The following is a 13,687-nucleotide window of genomic DNA, read 5'->3' as shown; positions in this document are numbered from 1 at the left end:
AAAGTTTTATTGAGAGAGTACATGTTAAAAAACATTATAAAGTTTATATTAGCCGCACTTTTTATTTGGGCACTGGCGTTTCCTTTTTTACAAAGTGACGAGAGTGGTTCAGATGAACAAACAAGTTCAGAGCAATCTAAAAAGCAAAAGAAAAAAGAAAAACCGCTGCACAGTGTAACGCTACCAAATTTTTCTGAGTTTGCGGATGTAAAAGATAAAAAGCGGGCATTTTTTAACTTTATTAAACCGCATGTAGAAGCCGAAAATAAAAAGATTTTACAACAACGCGCTAATTTAGAAATTGCTCGAATGATGCTTGAAAACGACTTACCGTTAGATGAAAAACAAAGCAATGATATTGTTAAAATATTAAAGTCGTACGACCTACCCACAACAATAGATAGCTTTACGCTTAAACAAGCACTTCGCCGTGTAGACGTGATCCCTAAAGAACTAGCCCTAATGCAAGCTGCTAATGAGTCTGCGTGGGGAACATCGCGATTTGCACGTATTGGCCTGAACTTTTTTGGCCAGTGGTGTTATTCAAAAGGCTGCGGTATGGTCCCTGGTAGACGTGATACCGGTGCTGCACATGAAGTGGCTGCGTTTAAGTCGGTGCGTGCTGCGGTTAGTTCTTACTTTAAAAATATAAACACCCATAATGCTTATAAAGAGCTGCGATCTATTCGCGAAAACCTACGCTTAGAACAACAACCCATAGCAGCAACATTATTAACTCAGGGTTTAATGTCGTATTCAGAGCGTGGTGAAGCGTATATAGAAGAGCTAAACACTATGATTAACCAAAATAGAGCCTACTTTGATGAATAAAAGTGTATTAAATATAATGACAGCACTGTCGTTAACACTACTGAGTGTTACCGCATTAAATGCCTCTGCTAGAGAGTTTGTAATGTCGTACGATGGCTTTTACGATCGCTTAAAAGTGGTTAATAAAGGTGATTTTCAATATGCGCGAGTTAATTTTTATATTAGCGATATTGGCACTAACGAAGCCTGTGCAATTAAAAGTGGCACAATTTTAACCGAAAATAACGAATACCCGCTCAATTACACCGAACAAGCACAATTATTACTGCCTTTTGATAAGCAACTTGATACAGATAAAGCGGTTATTGTGGTGCAACCGCAAAATCCGGTACATGACTGTCAGTTAAAATTACAAATAGAAGCGAATGAACTTGAAGGTTTAAGCTTTACTAAACAGTCGTTATTTACTATACACACTGAACTTGACGAACTGTTGGCTGATTTATCGGGATTTTTTGTTAGCAAATTAATGTGGTTTTTATTACCAGAACAAAAAGGCGTAGTTGTTACCTTTAAAAAGCCAATGCATTTTGATGATGAAAGCATTGAGTGTAAAAAATCAGTGTGCTATTTCGCTGTTGCAGACAATTGGCAAGACGATACCAAAGAATTAGCTGATATAGCAGATGTTATAAAAGTAACACCTTGGATAACTAAATAAATATAATTTTATAAAAAATTATTTAAAGCGGCTTTTGCCGCTTTTTTATTTAGTAACCTTAACTCTGGTTAAGAGATTTACTAACGTATTGAATCATAGTTATATTTAGCTTTATTTTCTCTAGCCAGAGATTTTCAGTGAATTCAACGCAGTTAGCGCTGAAAATAGCTGCTTGAGATAGGTTTATTATCCGCAGTTGAGGTTATTTAGTAACCTTAACTCTGGTTAAGTATTATATTGCGGACGTGTTGGCTTGCGAGAAGAGGGTGTGATCGTATTGGCTAACTACTTTGTCGCGGCCTGTTTCTTTTGCAAGGTATAGGTGTTTGTCGGCGTGTAATAATAGCTCTTTTAAATTTAGCTGGTTAATAGTGGTACTACTAACACCGGCACTAACAGACAGAGGAATGGATTGATCATTACAATAAAATGGTTGCTGACGAATATTAAAGCTTAATTGCTCTGCCAAGGTATTTGCTTGCTCAAGCGTATAACCATTAAGCAATACTGCAAACTCTTCTCCCCCAATTCGCGCTGTTATGCCAATATTCATAAATAATTGGCTGATATGTTGCGCTATCCATTTTAATGCTTGGTCGCCTACATCATGGCCATATTTATCGTTTACACGCTTAAAAAAATCTATATCTAACATAATTAAAGCAAGGGTATGATTTTTATCGGCTGTATTGGCTTTAATGTTTTTACAGGTAGAGAAAAATCCGCGGCGATTTAATAATTGCGTTAACGAATCATTGTTTGCCAAGTTAATCAGCTTAGATTCTGAATTTGCAAAAATAATAAAAGGCAAAATTAAAGCACAGAGTGTGGTAATAAAAAGGTGCGCTATTAATAGTATGTGTAACTGGGGCTTAAAGTCATCATTATTTGAGGTTATAAAGGGGAGCAACAATAAAATAACTTGTCCTAACATCACTAAGCTATGTGTTACTAAGCCTATTATAAGTAATCGTTGCTGTAATTTAGCAACGCAGTGTGTTTTTAATAAAATAAAAGCGCCGTATAAAAATAAAATGGCAACAATAAAGCTTGTTAATATTTGGCTTAAAACATGATTGTATACAAACACGAGTAATAAAGCGCACAAGCCATAAAGGTAAGCCAAAGGCGTTAAGTTTATTACAGCTTTGTTGTTAAACTTATTTAAGCCGATTACAAGTAATAGTGGGCTCAGTATAATAAATAGGTTTGCAAGGTAGTGAGTTAGCCATGGGAGGTTTAGCTCTTCTTTAAAGCTCACAAGTAAAATAGCAGTGGCAAACGAGATACAAGCACCACCAAATAACAAAAAGCTAGTTGTTTTTTTGTGCAGGTAAAAAGAAGTAAACAGTATACCTATCAGTAAGTTGAAAATAAAAGATAGGCTAGTTATAGTTGGTAAGTGCAGCATGTTGTAAGTACTCTTAAATATAAAGTGGCAGAGCAATTCGCTGCGTCCGTGTATTATATACTGTTATAAAATTTTAAAAATCGTTGTAAAGCATTGTATTTATAACTAAATAAGTATTTATAAATGCTGAATGACTGTGCTTATACTAAACTCTCTAATGCCGAATCAATATCAGAAAAATGAAATCGGTAGTTATGCTCTAATGCTTTTTGGGGGAAAACATATTGTCCGGTAATGAGCAGATCAGCCATTTCGCCCATTAACAGCTTTAACACAAGCGCTGGCATAGGAATTAGAGCTGGTCGAGATAACGCCTTACCTAAACTTTTGCTAAATACTTTACTACTTACAGGGTTTGGTGCCGTTGCATTAATAGGCCCAGTCATATTTTTATGTTTTATAATAAATAATATTAACTGCGTCATATCGTCAATATGGATCCACGACATACCTTGCTCGCCATTGCCAATAGGGCCGCCTAAACAGAGCTTAAACGCCGGTAGCATTTTGCTCAAAGCACCGCCTTTTTTTGCTAATACTATACCTGTGCGCAGTAAACACACGCGGGTACTAGTTGATTGAGCTGCTAATGCTGCGTTTTCCCAGTCTTTACAAAGCTGGTGGCTAAACTCATCGTGGGGTTTATTATTTTCTTCATCAATTGGGGTAATGCCTTGGCGACCATAAAAACCAACAGCGCTGCCTGATATAAACGTATGCGGTGGGGTATTGGATGCAGCGATTGCTGCAGATATTTGTTTTGTTAGCTCAATGCGGCTATCGCGAATAATCGATTTTTGCTTATCACTCCAGCGTTTATTTACAATGGGCTCACCTGCGAGGTTAATTACTACATCAACATTATTAAAATCAACCGCTTCTATGTTAGTAACTGCATTTATTTTATGCCCTAAAAGTACGTTTGCTTTTGTGGGGTTACGGCTTAGCACAGTAACACTATGATGATGGGTTAAAAAAGGACAAAGGTGTTGGCCAATTAAGCCAGTAGCTCCAGTAATAAAAATATGCATAACACAGCCTTATTTTTTAATTGCTAGCAAGTGTTTAAAATTTATACTCGCTAGTGCTTGGTTTTGCAAATTTATACGTGTAATGCAGTTTTATGATCACTTAGTAAATATTTCATTTTATTAGCTTTTGCCTTACACTAAAGCCTAATAAAAAATAATAAGGATCATAATATTGGCAAGTTTAACAGGGGTAAATAAAAGCTTAATTATTTTTGCTGCACTAGTTATTGTGCTCGCAGGGATCAAGTCGGCCAGCGCTATTATTATTCCCTTTATTTTAGCGGCATTTATTGCAATTATTTGCAGCCCGCTAATTAAATTTTTTGCTCGCTATCGTATTCCTAAAGGCATTGCTGTTATTTTTGTGGTGCTTATTATTGTAGGGCTAGGAGTCAGCCTTGGCGGCTTGGTAGGGCAGTCAGTTAACGATTTTTCGCAGCAACTTCCGCAGTTTAAAGTTAAATTAAAAGAAGAGTTTGTTTGGCTGGTTGATATAGCGTCGCAGTACAATATTTTAATTAATAAAGACCAAATATTATCTATGTTTGATCCTGGTAAAATGGTTGATGTCGCCACCAATATGCTCACCGGCTTAGGTGGGGTAATGGCGAATATGTTTTTAATTATTTTAACCGTGGTTTTTATGCTATTTGAAGGGCCGTCACTTAATCATAAAATACATTCGGCGCTTAACGATCCTGATAAAAAAATGAAACAAATTAATCGCTTTTTAGACTCAATTAACTCTTATTTAGCCATTAAAACCTTAGTAAGCTTAGGAACGGGTATATTAGCTGCTTCTTTACTGTGGTTTTTAGATGTCGATTATTTTGTATTGTGGGGTGTATTAGCCTTTATGTTTAATTACATTCCAAATATCGGTTCAATTATTGCTGCTGTACCTGCGGTATTATTAGCACTTATAACGCAAGGCCCTTTAGTTGCTGGTTTAGTGGGAGCCGGATATTTAGTTATTAATACTGTGATGGGTAATATAGTAGAGCCTAAATTTTTAGGTAAAGGGCTGGGGCTTTCTACCTTAGTGGTGTTTTTGTCTTTGATATTTTGGGGCTGGTTATTAGGCTCTGTAGGTATGTTGCTGTCGGTACCTTTAACTATGATAGTTAAAATAGGGCTTGAGGCAAGTGACGAAGGCCGCTGGGTGGCAACATTACTAGGTACAGGCGAAGAGCTTACTGAAAACTAATTTATAGCAAAGTAGTATATTACTTTGCTATAAGCATAACTTTACGGCTATTAAACTTTTAAAGCATTAATAGCCGTATCTGATGCGTTTATTGCACCTTCTAAATATCCTGCCTCTTGCTGCGCAAATTCACTGCCAACAAAATGAATATTTAAGTTAGCTAACTGTGAGCTTAGCCCCGAGTAGTTAAACTCTGGGTGTTGTGAAGGCCCTGTTTTATCATTTTCATTTGCTACATAGGGGTCAGCTGCCCAGTCTTTAATAAAATACCCCGTTGCCGCGTATACTTCATCGCCATAAAAATAAGCAAGTTGCTCTATACACGCTTGTTTTAATTGCTCAGTGCTTACTGTACTGCGCGTTGAATAAGGTACACCAATAAAGCCAAATAGGGCGGGGTGGCCATTATGACTGGCGCTTGCATCGTGAACTTCTACTAATGGCCCAACACGGCTAAAACATTGCCCAGATAAGTTTTTATCACGCCAAAAAGCATGTTCAAAAGTTGCTATAAATTTAGCTTGGCCTGCCATCCATGTAGGCACTGCAGTTAAGCGATTTATAAGTGTTTGGTCAGCCCAAAGATCAGGAGTTAAGTGTTGGGTTATCATACGTGGGGGGAGCGCTGCAATTAGTTGCTTTGCGCTAAATTGCTTAATTTTGCCATTGTGGTTAGCGGTTATATGCCAGGTATTTTGTTGTTTATGTAATTTAACGACGTGATGCTCTGTTAGGATTGAAGCCGGATTAAGCTGCTCATACAAGGCTTTAATTAAGCTGTACATGCCGCCTGTTAATCTTAGTAGGTGCATTTCGCCTGCACCTGCTATTTGTTGTGGCTTTAGCGTTTGCGCTGCCTGATATAACACATCGCCTTGTGTATATTGTGCAAATACAGGTAAGCATAATAACGAGATAAGTTGTTGAATTTTAGGTTGATGATCAAAAATCCAAGTAGGGCCTAAATCAAAGCTAATAGCACTATTGTGAGTGTCATGTGCTGCTTCAATTCGCCCGCCTAACTGTGGTTTTGCTTCTAATAATAGGTAGGGAATATTGCGTTGCTGTAGCAGGTATGCACTATATAACCCAGCTAAGCCGCCGCCAATAATAATAACGGGTTCATTTGTAGTGGATTTGCTCATAGTAAGCTTTTATACCTTTGTGGTTTGCATTGTAAGGCGCTGGACTATTTATTAGTATCGCTACTTATGTCGATATCAATAGCGCAGCACTTATTTTGAATATTAAAGAGGCCGCTTTAAGTCTAAAGTAAATTGCTCTACTAGTGATAACTCGCAGGTTTTATAGGTTATTGCAGCAGTTAAAGCATTAGGCAACTTTAATGAGTAGCGCCATTGGCAACTATGCTTAATATAATTTTCGTTACTGGCAATGCTTTTTATAAACAGCTGTAAAATTTGCGTATTGCCAGTTTCAAATTCTAATTTGTTTAACTCAAATTTGCGCTTTTGGATCCAAGTGTTTTGCAGTTGTTTAGCTGTATTTAATTGATCATCAAGGCACTGAATGTAACGCTTAGTAACCTCTGGTGTTGCTTGAGCAGGTAATTTACATGCTTGCTGGGCAAAGCTTACCGAGCTAAAAAATAATAAAGTTAAGCTTAATAAATAAATTATAGAGTTACTTTTTTTCATGGTAATTAAACTCTAGCATAAACTTGGCCCCGCCTAATTGCTCAGACTTAGAAATGGTGAGTAAGCCACGATACGACTTAACTAAGTCAGATACGATTGCCATACCCACACCATGGCCACTTTCGTAGGTATCTAAGCGTGTGCCTCTGGTAAGCAGAGATTCGCGTTTGTCTTGTGGTACACCTGGGCCGTCGTCGCTAATACTAATACACAGGGTTTTACCTTGCGCTACTTTAATGGTTACTTGCGAGCGACATGCTTTACAGGCGTTATCAATTAAATTACCAAGTAATTCCATTAGGTCGGTTTTATCACCTAAAAAGTAATCTTTTTTACCTACTTTACAGTCAAAAATAATATCTTTATCGCGGTATACTTTACCCATAGCACTTAAAATAGAGTCTAAAACAGGTTTAATAACGGTTTGTTTTTTCCAAGTGTCGGAAGCACCTGTAGCAGCACGCTTTAATTGATGCTCGATCATCACATTGATGCGATCTAGTTGTTCTTGTGCATCGGCATCATTTGCCAATGGACTCGACTTTAGTACTGCCAATGGTGTTTTAAGTGCGTGGGCTAAGTCGCTTAATGACGCTCTGTAGCGCTCTTTTTGGCGTTGTTGCGATTCAAGTAATAAGTTTAAATCAGCTTTTATTGTTTGTAACTCTACTGGGTACAAGCCTTTTATTTCTTGTATATCGCCAGACTCTATCGCTTTAATTTCTTTATCTAGGCGCTGTAGTGGCCGGGCACTCCAAATAAAACCAATTGCCATTAACCCAGCAATTGCTATTCCCATTATAAACATCCAGTCAACCAGTGTTTGTTTAAAGCCATCCATAAGCTTTACTAACGCGTCGTTACGTTTGAGTAAAATAAAGCGTGCTTGCTCAGACTGATCAATATTATTGAGAATAACGGTTAAGCTTAATTGCCAATAGCTGGTGTTATTATACTCCACACGCCTAAAGTCAGCGGCGCCGGCTTTGGGCTCAATATATTCTGGCGTAAAATTAACATTCACCGCCGACTCAGAATACCAAATAGGTACATCATCGCGGTATATCATTGCGTAGGTATCTGAATTTAAATTATTAAGCTCGGGGGTTAAAATAGTGCTGGGCATAATAATGCCGCGCTCTGTAAAGTCGACTTCAGAAATTAGGGAGTACAGATGGGCTTCGAGGTTTTTTTCTGTTGCATCAACCAAAGAGGCATAATAAGCGGTGCCTATAGAGTAAAACAAAATAGGCAGGGCGACTAACAAAACAAAGACAAGGATAAATCCTTGCCTTATTTTTAACGATATTTGCGGTGCTACCACTGGCTTTTAAGCCTGTAGCCGCGTCCTCGTAGTGTTTCTACAGGGTTTAATACGCCTTCAGGATCTAATTTTTTACGTAAACGCAGTACAAATACTTCAATTACGTTCGAATCAAGGTCAAAGTCTTGGTCGTAAATATGCTCAGTAAGCTCTGATTTAGAAATTACCTTTTGCGGATTAACCATGAGGTATTCTAGTACTTTGTATTCGTATGCAGTTAAGCTTAACTCTTTATCGTCAACCCACACTTGCTGCGAGCGAGTATGAATTTTAATTGGTCCTGCTGTCATTTCTGGGTTTGCTTTACCTGCGCTGCGGCGAATTAGTGCATTACAACGGGCAATTAGCTCCTCAACATGAAATGGTTTTGTTAGGTAGTCATCTGCACCGGCATCTAAGCCTTCTACTTTGTCTTGCCAACGATCGCGCGCTGTTAGTATTAAAATAGGAATGGTAATGCCTTGGGCACGGGCTTTATTAATAAGCTCAATCCCGTCTATTTTAGGTAAACCTAAGTCAACCACAGCCATGTCCAGAGGGTACTCAGTGATATGAAAAAGACCCGCTTCACCATCGTGGCATAAATCTACGCTGTAACGTTCTTTTTCTAGAGCATTACGCAGGTTATCTGCTAAGTGTAAATCATCTTCTATAACTAAAATTCGCATCAATCAATCCTTTTTCACTTCGCCAGTTTTTTTATTTATTTTTAAATCTACGACGTGGCCGTCAGATTTTAAAATTCGTACAGTATAAAAATTTATTTTTTCGGTAATTTTTAATGTCGTACCGTCAGTGGTTTCTTTTGCAAGTACTACCGCTTTCTTTTTGCTTATCTCAACGCTATTAACCTTGGTTATTGTATTAGCTTGCAGCGTATTAGCAAAACAAATACAAGCGAAAAAGTTGAGGATTAATAATACGCGCATGACGGGACTCCTAGATCAGACCTACTCAGTTTAATAAACTGAGTTACCAAAATTCAATTAAATACTTAATAAGAATTTTACGGCAACAGTTTAATAATTAACGAGTGAACAAACCCTGAATTTTATAGTGAGATCATTCAAGGTTAAGTACATGTGTTATTAAGCAGGGAATACTTTTTTATATGGTTTAACAATTGAGTTTTCATATACGCCAGCCGCAACATAAGGGTCGGCTGCTGCCCATTCTCGGGCGGCCTCTAAAGAGTCAAACTGAGCAATTACCAGTGAACCGGTAAAACCTGCATCACTTGGGTCTTCATTATCGATAGCCGGAAGCGGGCCTGCAGTCAGTAAACGGTTTTGCGAATCAAGTTCACTTAAGCGTGCAAGGTGCGCTGGTCGGGCCTCTTTACGCAGTGCTAAGCTGTTTTCAACATCGATTGAATAAATCATGTACAACATAAAGAATCTCATAAAATTTGTTAAATTTAGTTAAGTGTATACTAGCATAGCGTTGAAAAATGGTGAATTAAAAGTGTTTACAGCTTTGTTTACAGTGAGAATATTTTTTTACTGTGTAATTGCTTGAAAAGCGCTGTGTAACACTGTTAGAGTCCCATGGATAAGATAAATAATAACAAGGTTTATACATGAGTGAAAATAGAGAGCACTTTAGCTCCCGCTTAGGTTTTATATTAGCAGCGGCGGGCTCTGCTGTGGGCATTGGTAATTTAGTGGGCTTTCCTGTTTCTGCAACAAAAAACGGTGGTGGCGCATTTTTGCTCGTCTATGCCTTGTTTGTCGCATTTATTTGTTTACCCGTAATGATGGCTGAAATGGCCATGGGCCGTAAAGCGCAAAAAGATCCCCTAGGCTCATACAAAATATTGGGTAACAATGACACAAAATGGAAGTTGGCTGGTTTTTTAGCTGTATTTACTCCTTTTATGATAGCGGTTTTTTATATGGTTATTACCGTATGGATTTTTGGCTATTTAACGCAAACCGCACTTGGTAATTTAGATTCGTTGGCAAACCCTGGACACTTTGGGTTGTTTATTAATAGCTACACAGTATTTGCTTATATGGCAGCTGTGGTACTTGTTGTTAACTTAATTTTGTTAGGTGGCGTAAAGCAAGGAATAGAAAAAGCGGCTAAATTTTTAATGCCGGCATTATTTGTCATGTTAATTGTGTTAGTGGGTTATGTATTAACGCTAGATAACGCGATGGCAGGTGTTAAGTATTATATTATTCCTGATTTTTCTAAAATGAATGCCAGTGTGTTAAATGGTGCGTTAGCGCAAGCATTTTTCTCATTATCGCTTGGTATGGGTATTTTAATGACGTATGCGTCTTATATATCTAAAAAGGACGACATTGTAGGCAGTGCAAAAATGGTTGCGATTACCGACTCATTAGTTGCGTTTGTTGCAGGTTTAATGGTGTTACCGGCTATTTTTAGCTTTGATCCAAATACAGACCCAGCAACGCTTTCTGATTCATCAGTATCGATGATATTTGTATACCTTCCTAAAATATTGTTAGCACTGCAACATGATATTGGTTACTTTGGTGCATCGGCAGTGGCATTCTTATTCTTTTTATTAGTATTTTTTGCTGCAATTACATCACTCGTTTCTATTGTAGAAGTACCTACAGCAACATTAAGCGATCGCAAAGGCATAAGCCGTAAAAAAGCATTGGGTATTTTAACCTTAGCCACAGGCGTACTTACAATTTTATGTACTATGTCGTTTGGTATGGTAGATAGCTTAACGTCGTTTACTGGTTACGGCGGTGAAAGTAAAAGCTTTTTTGATGTAGTTTACGATGTATTTTACGACACCATCTTACCGCTTAACGGTTTAATGGTGTGTTTATTTGTAATGTACCGCTGGAAAAAAGCAAATTTAAGTAAAGAGTTGAGCATAGGCTCGCCTAATTATGCAGGCAGCTTTATGGAAAAATATGTTAACTTTTCGCTTTCAACGTTTATTCCAATTATTTTAGCGACTATATTTATAAACACAGTTGCAACTAAGTTTTTTGGATTGAAATTATTTGGTTTTTAAAAACTGATTAATATTAATTAAGCCGCGTATTTCGCGGCTTTTTTATGTCTGAAATAAATGTACAGCTAATATTAATTGTATTAACGCTGCAGGGTTGACTTGCGTCCTTGTAAGCCTTAGCCTCCCTGACTTTATTTTATATTATGGTTAAATTCCCACGCTTAATTAATTTCATTATGCGTGTATTTAGGAGCATTCAATGAATAAAGCACAACTAGTTACCGCTATGGCTCAAAAAAGTGAGTTAACTAAAAAAGACGCACAAGCAGCACTTACCAGTTTACAAAAAGTAATTACTAAGTCGCTAGCAGAAGGGGATCAAGTTCAAATAAACGGTTTTGGTACTTTTGCATTAAGCTATTACCCAGCACGCACTGGGCGTAATCCACAAACCGGTGCCAGTATTGAAATTGAAGGAGCTAATAAAGCAGTGTTTAAAGCTTCTAAAACGTTAAAAGATGTTCTTTAATTTAATTCTCCGTTAAACACTTTATTTATAAAAACAGAAAAGGGCATTTTAAAAATGCCCTTTTTTAATTTCCGTTGTAGTTTATTAAAGCGCTGTAGCAGCTTTCATTTTAGCTACAAAGGCTTTTAATTGTGTGGTCATGGTGGGTAAATCATCAAGGTTTGCTTCGATAATTTTAACCACTGCCGAGCCCGAAATAGCCCCCGCAGCACCGGCACTTAATGCGGCTTTTACATCATCAGGCGTTGAAATACCAAAACCTAATAGTGCTGGTGCGCTATGGTATTCTTTTAATTTAGTTACAATGTTGCCCGCTGGCATTTGCGCTTTTTCGTCAGTGCCGGTAACTCCCGCACGCGACAGTAAATAGGTGTAACCTCTGCCATACGATGCGCATGCACGAAGCGTGTCGTCATCAGCATTAGGGGTGGCAATAAAGATAGGGTCTACACCGTTTGCCATGGCTGCTTTTCTAAATGTTTTTGACTCATGCAGTGGCACATCGGCCACTAAAATAGAGTCTACGCCGGCGGCTTTAGCATCTTTATAAAAGGTGTCTATACCGCGCTTAAAAACTAAGTTTGAATATAGTAATAAACCAATTGGAATATCTGCATTGTACTGGCGTATTTGTTTAATAATATCAAAGCAGTCTTGGGTGTTAATGTGTACATTAAGGGCGCGAATATTTGCTTTTTGAATGACTGGTCCATCAGCAATTGGATCTGAAAACGGAATACCTAACTCTAGGGCATCAGCGCCGCCATCAATTAAACTTTTAATAATAGCAATACTTTGCTCTTTACCGGGGTCGCCAATAGTTACAAAGGGTACAAATGCCCCGTGTTTTTGCTCATTTAGGGCTGCAAACATTTTACCGTAGCGATCTGTTTTTACTTGGCTCATATTTGACCTCCTTGCGACAATACATTGTGAACGTGGGCTAAGTCTTTATCGCCTCGGCCACTTAAATTAACCACTATAATGCTTTCATCAGTTAGCGCTTCTGCATATTTAAGTGCATAAGCGAGGGCGTGGCTAGATTCGAGCGCCGGAATAATACCTTCATTTTTGGCAAGCGACTGAAAAGCGTCTAGTGCTTCGGTGTCGGTAATGGCTACATATTGTGCACGACCTGTTTCGTGTAAAAATGCATGTTGCGGCCCAACAGCTGGGTAATCAAGGCCGGCAGATACAGAATACGACTCTTCTATTTGGCCGTCGTCATTTTGCATAATATAGGTGTAAGTACCGTGCAATATACCTTTAGTACCTTTACAAATAGTAGCACCGTGCTCGTGTGTATCTAAACCTTTACCAGCAGGCTCAACACCAATGAGCTTTACACTTGGCTCGTTAATAAAATCACTAAACATACCAATGGCATTAGAACCGCCGCCAACACAGGCAATAACGGCATCAGGTAGGCGACCTTCAGCTTTTAGCACTTGTTGTTTTGCTTCTTCACCAATAATTTTTTGGTATTCACGCACAATAGTTGGGAATGGGTGTGGGCCCGCTGCAGTACCAAGTAGGTAGTGCGCATCTTGATAATTTGCTGACCAGTCACGTAGTGCTTCGTTTACAGCATCTTTTAATGTGCCTGAACCCGCTGTTACCGGAATCACAGTCGCGCCCATTAGCTCCATTCTAAATACGTTTGGTTGCTGACGTTCAACGTCTTTTGCACCCATGTAAATACGGCATTTTAAACCCAGCAGAGCACAAGCAAGTGCTGTAGCAACACCATGTTGGCCTGCACCTGTTTCGGCAATAACCTCTGTTTTACCCATACGTTTAGTTAATAACGCTTGGCCAAGTACTTGGTTAGTTTTGTGCGCGCCACCGTGCAGTAAATCTTCACGCTTTAAATACAGTTTAACCTTTGGGTTTTTAATTAAATTACGCGTTAAAGTAAGTGGCGTAGGGCGACCCGCATACTCGTTAAGTAATTTTGAAAGCTCAGCCTGAAACTGTGGATCTTTTTGTGCTTTGTTAAATTCGTTTTCTAACTGCTTAAGCGCAGGGACAAGTAGCTCGGGTACAAACATACCGCCAAACTCGCCAAAATAAGCTGGATTTTTCATTTTA

At 38.4% G+C, this 13,687-nt stretch carries 15 protein-coding genes; 5 read left to right on the top strand and 10 right to left on the bottom strand.

Annotated features, from left to right (window positions below):
* Positions 1 to 21 precede the first annotated feature (21 nt).
* A complete protein-coding gene (locus tag J5X91_RS02955; RefSeq protein WP_182683263.1) occupies positions 22 to 831 on the top strand; it encodes a glucosaminidase domain-containing protein in 810 nt (269 codons plus the stop codon).
* The gene (locus tag J5X91_RS02950; protein ID WP_041454402.1) at positions 824 to 1,492 is read left to right on the top strand and encodes a DUF2987 domain-containing protein; all 669 of its coding nucleotides are present in this window, start codon (positions 824 to 826) and stop codon (positions 1,490 to 1,492) included. The genes J5X91_RS02955 and J5X91_RS02950 overlap by 8 nt, the downstream gene beginning before the upstream one ends.
* Before the next feature lie 232 nt (positions 1,493 to 1,724).
* Here J5X91_RS02950 and J5X91_RS02945 read toward each other — a convergent pair whose 3' ends face one another.
* Both J5X91_RS02945 and J5X91_RS02940 read right to left on the bottom strand, forming a co-directional pair.
* Positions 1,725 to 2,903 carry a GGDEF domain-containing protein gene (locus J5X91_RS02945; protein ID WP_208834038.1) on the bottom strand — a complete coding sequence of 393 codons (1,179 nt, stop codon included), beginning with the start codon at positions 2,901 to 2,903 and terminating at the stop codon, positions 1,725 to 1,727.
* Positions 2,904 to 3,043: 140 nt separating this feature from the next.
* The gene (locus tag J5X91_RS02940; protein WP_208834037.1) at positions 3,044 to 3,934 is read right to left on the bottom strand and encodes a TIGR01777 family oxidoreductase; all 891 of its coding nucleotides are present in this window, start codon (positions 3,932 to 3,934) and stop codon (positions 3,044 to 3,046) included.
* A 172-nt stretch (positions 3,935 to 4,106) separates the two neighbouring features.
* On the opposite strand from J5X91_RS02940, the gene J5X91_RS02935 reads away from it, so the two are divergent.
* A complete protein-coding gene (locus J5X91_RS02935) occupies positions 4,107 to 5,141 on the top strand; it encodes an AI-2E family transporter (RefSeq protein WP_041454403.1) in 1,035 nt (344 codons plus the stop codon).
* A gap of 50 nt (positions 5,142 to 5,191) precedes the next feature.
* On the opposite strand, the gene J5X91_RS02930 is transcribed toward J5X91_RS02935, so the two are convergent.
* From J5X91_RS02930 to J5X91_RS02905, 6 genes are all read right to left on the bottom strand, one after another.
* Positions 5,192 to 6,286, bottom strand: coding sequence for an FAD-dependent oxidoreductase (locus J5X91_RS02930; protein ID WP_208834036.1), 1,095 nt, complete (start codon positions 6,284 to 6,286; stop codon positions 5,192 to 5,194).
* Between the two features lie 102 nt (positions 6,287 to 6,388).
* Positions 6,389 to 6,799, bottom strand: a complete 411-nt coding sequence (locus tag J5X91_RS02925) for a hypothetical protein (protein WP_208834035.1) — start codon at positions 6,797 to 6,799, stop codon at positions 6,389 to 6,391.
* Entirely contained in the window at positions 6,786 to 8,123 is a 1,338-nt protein-coding gene (locus J5X91_RS02920; protein WP_011327965.1) for an ATP-binding protein, read from the bottom strand. The genes J5X91_RS02925 and J5X91_RS02920 overlap by 14 nt, the downstream gene beginning before the upstream one ends.
* Entirely contained in the window at positions 8,117 to 8,791 is a 675-nt protein-coding gene (locus J5X91_RS02915; protein WP_007375447.1) for a response regulator transcription factor, read from the bottom strand. The genes J5X91_RS02920 and J5X91_RS02915 overlap by 7 nt, the downstream gene beginning before the upstream one ends.
* 3 nt (positions 8,792 to 8,794) lie before the next feature.
* Positions 8,795 to 9,052 carry a PepSY domain-containing protein gene (locus J5X91_RS02910; protein WP_011327966.1) on the bottom strand — a complete coding sequence of 86 codons (258 nt, stop codon included), beginning with the start codon at positions 9,050 to 9,052 and terminating at the stop codon, positions 8,795 to 8,797.
* Between the two features lie 159 nt (positions 9,053 to 9,211).
* On the bottom strand, positions 9,212 to 9,514 hold the full coding sequence (locus J5X91_RS02905; RefSeq protein ID WP_058373227.1) for a YciI family protein: 303 nt from the start codon (positions 9,512 to 9,514) through the stop codon (positions 9,212 to 9,214).
* Between the two features lie 188 nt (positions 9,515 to 9,702).
* Between J5X91_RS02905 and J5X91_RS02900 the strand changes: the two genes are divergently transcribed.
* Positions 9,703 to 11,127 carry a sodium-dependent transporter gene (locus J5X91_RS02900; protein ID WP_011327968.1) on the top strand — a complete coding sequence of 475 codons (1,425 nt, stop codon included), beginning with the start codon at positions 9,703 to 9,705 and terminating at the stop codon, positions 11,125 to 11,127.
* A 199-nt stretch (positions 11,128 to 11,326) separates the two neighbouring features.
* The gene (locus tag J5X91_RS02895) at positions 11,327 to 11,596 is read left to right on the top strand and encodes an HU family DNA-binding protein (protein WP_089368169.1); all 270 of its coding nucleotides are present in this window, start codon (positions 11,327 to 11,329) and stop codon (positions 11,594 to 11,596) included.
* An 84-nt stretch (positions 11,597 to 11,680) separates the two neighbouring features.
* Here J5X91_RS02895 and trpA read toward each other — a convergent pair whose 3' ends face one another.
* Both trpA and trpB read right to left on the bottom strand, forming a co-directional pair.
* Entirely contained in the window at positions 11,681 to 12,502 is an 822-nt protein-coding gene (gene trpA / locus J5X91_RS02890; RefSeq protein ID WP_086995558.1) for a tryptophan synthase subunit alpha, read from the bottom strand.
* Positions 12,499 to 13,683 (bottom strand): tryptophan synthase subunit beta, encoded by a 1,185-nt coding sequence (gene trpB / locus J5X91_RS02885; protein WP_011327971.1) that lies wholly within the window; start codon positions 13,681 to 13,683, stop codon positions 12,499 to 12,501. The genes trpA and trpB overlap by 4 nt, the downstream gene beginning before the upstream one ends.
* Between the last annotated feature and the right edge of the window lie 4 nt (positions 13,684 to 13,687).

This window comes from Pseudoalteromonas sp. K222D (assembly GCF_017653575.1).
Taxonomy (GTDB): Bacteria; Pseudomonadota; Gammaproteobacteria; order Enterobacterales; family Alteromonadaceae; genus Pseudoalteromonas; species Pseudoalteromonas nigrifaciens.
The sequence above is the reverse complement of the archived record's forward strand: the minus strand, read 5'-3'. Positions and strand labels throughout refer to the sequence as shown.

Bases quoted from the DNA above. Each gene is read 5' to 3' on its own strand.
- J5X91_RS02955 (WP_182683263.1), top strand. From the start codon at position 22: ATGTTAAAAAACATTATAAAGTTTATATTAGCCGCACTTTTTATTTGG.
- J5X91_RS02950 (WP_041454402.1), top strand. From the start codon at position 824: ATGAATAAAAGTGTATTAAATATAATGACAGCACTGTCGTTAACACTA.
- J5X91_RS02945 (WP_208834038.1), bottom strand. From the start codon at position 2,903: ATGCTGCACTTACCAACTATAACTAGCCTATCTTTTATTTTCAACTTA.
- J5X91_RS02940 (WP_208834037.1), bottom strand. From the start codon at position 3,934: ATGCATATTTTTATTACTGGAGCTACTGGCTTAATTGGCCAACACCTT.
- J5X91_RS02930 (WP_208834036.1), bottom strand. From the start codon at position 6,286: ATGAGCAAATCCACTACAAATGAACCCGTTATTATTATTGGCGGCGGC.
- J5X91_RS02925 (WP_208834035.1), bottom strand. From the start codon at position 6,799: ATGAAAAAAAGTAACTCTATAATTTATTTATTAAGCTTAACTTTATTA.
- J5X91_RS02915 (WP_007375447.1), bottom strand. From the start codon at position 8,791: ATGCGAATTTTAGTTATAGAAGATGATTTACACTTAGCAGATAACCTG.
- J5X91_RS02910 (WP_011327966.1), bottom strand. From the start codon at position 9,052: ATGCGCGTATTATTAATCCTCAACTTTTTCGCTTGTATTTGTTTTGCT.
- J5X91_RS02905 (WP_058373227.1), bottom strand. From the start codon at position 9,514: ATGTTGTACATGATTTATTCAATCGATGTTGAAAACAGCTTAGCACTG.
- J5X91_RS02900 (WP_011327968.1), top strand. From the start codon at position 9,703: ATGAGTGAAAATAGAGAGCACTTTAGCTCCCGCTTAGGTTTTATATTA.
- J5X91_RS02895 (WP_089368169.1), top strand. From the start codon at position 11,327: ATGAATAAAGCACAACTAGTTACCGCTATGGCTCAAAAAAGTGAGTTA.
- trpA (WP_086995558.1), bottom strand. From the start codon at position 12,502: ATGAGCCAAGTAAAAACAGATCGCTACGGTAAAATGTTTGCAGCCCTA.
- trpB (WP_011327971.1), bottom strand. From the start codon at position 13,683: ATGAAAAATCCAGCTTATTTTGGCGAGTTTGGCGGTATGTTTGTACCC.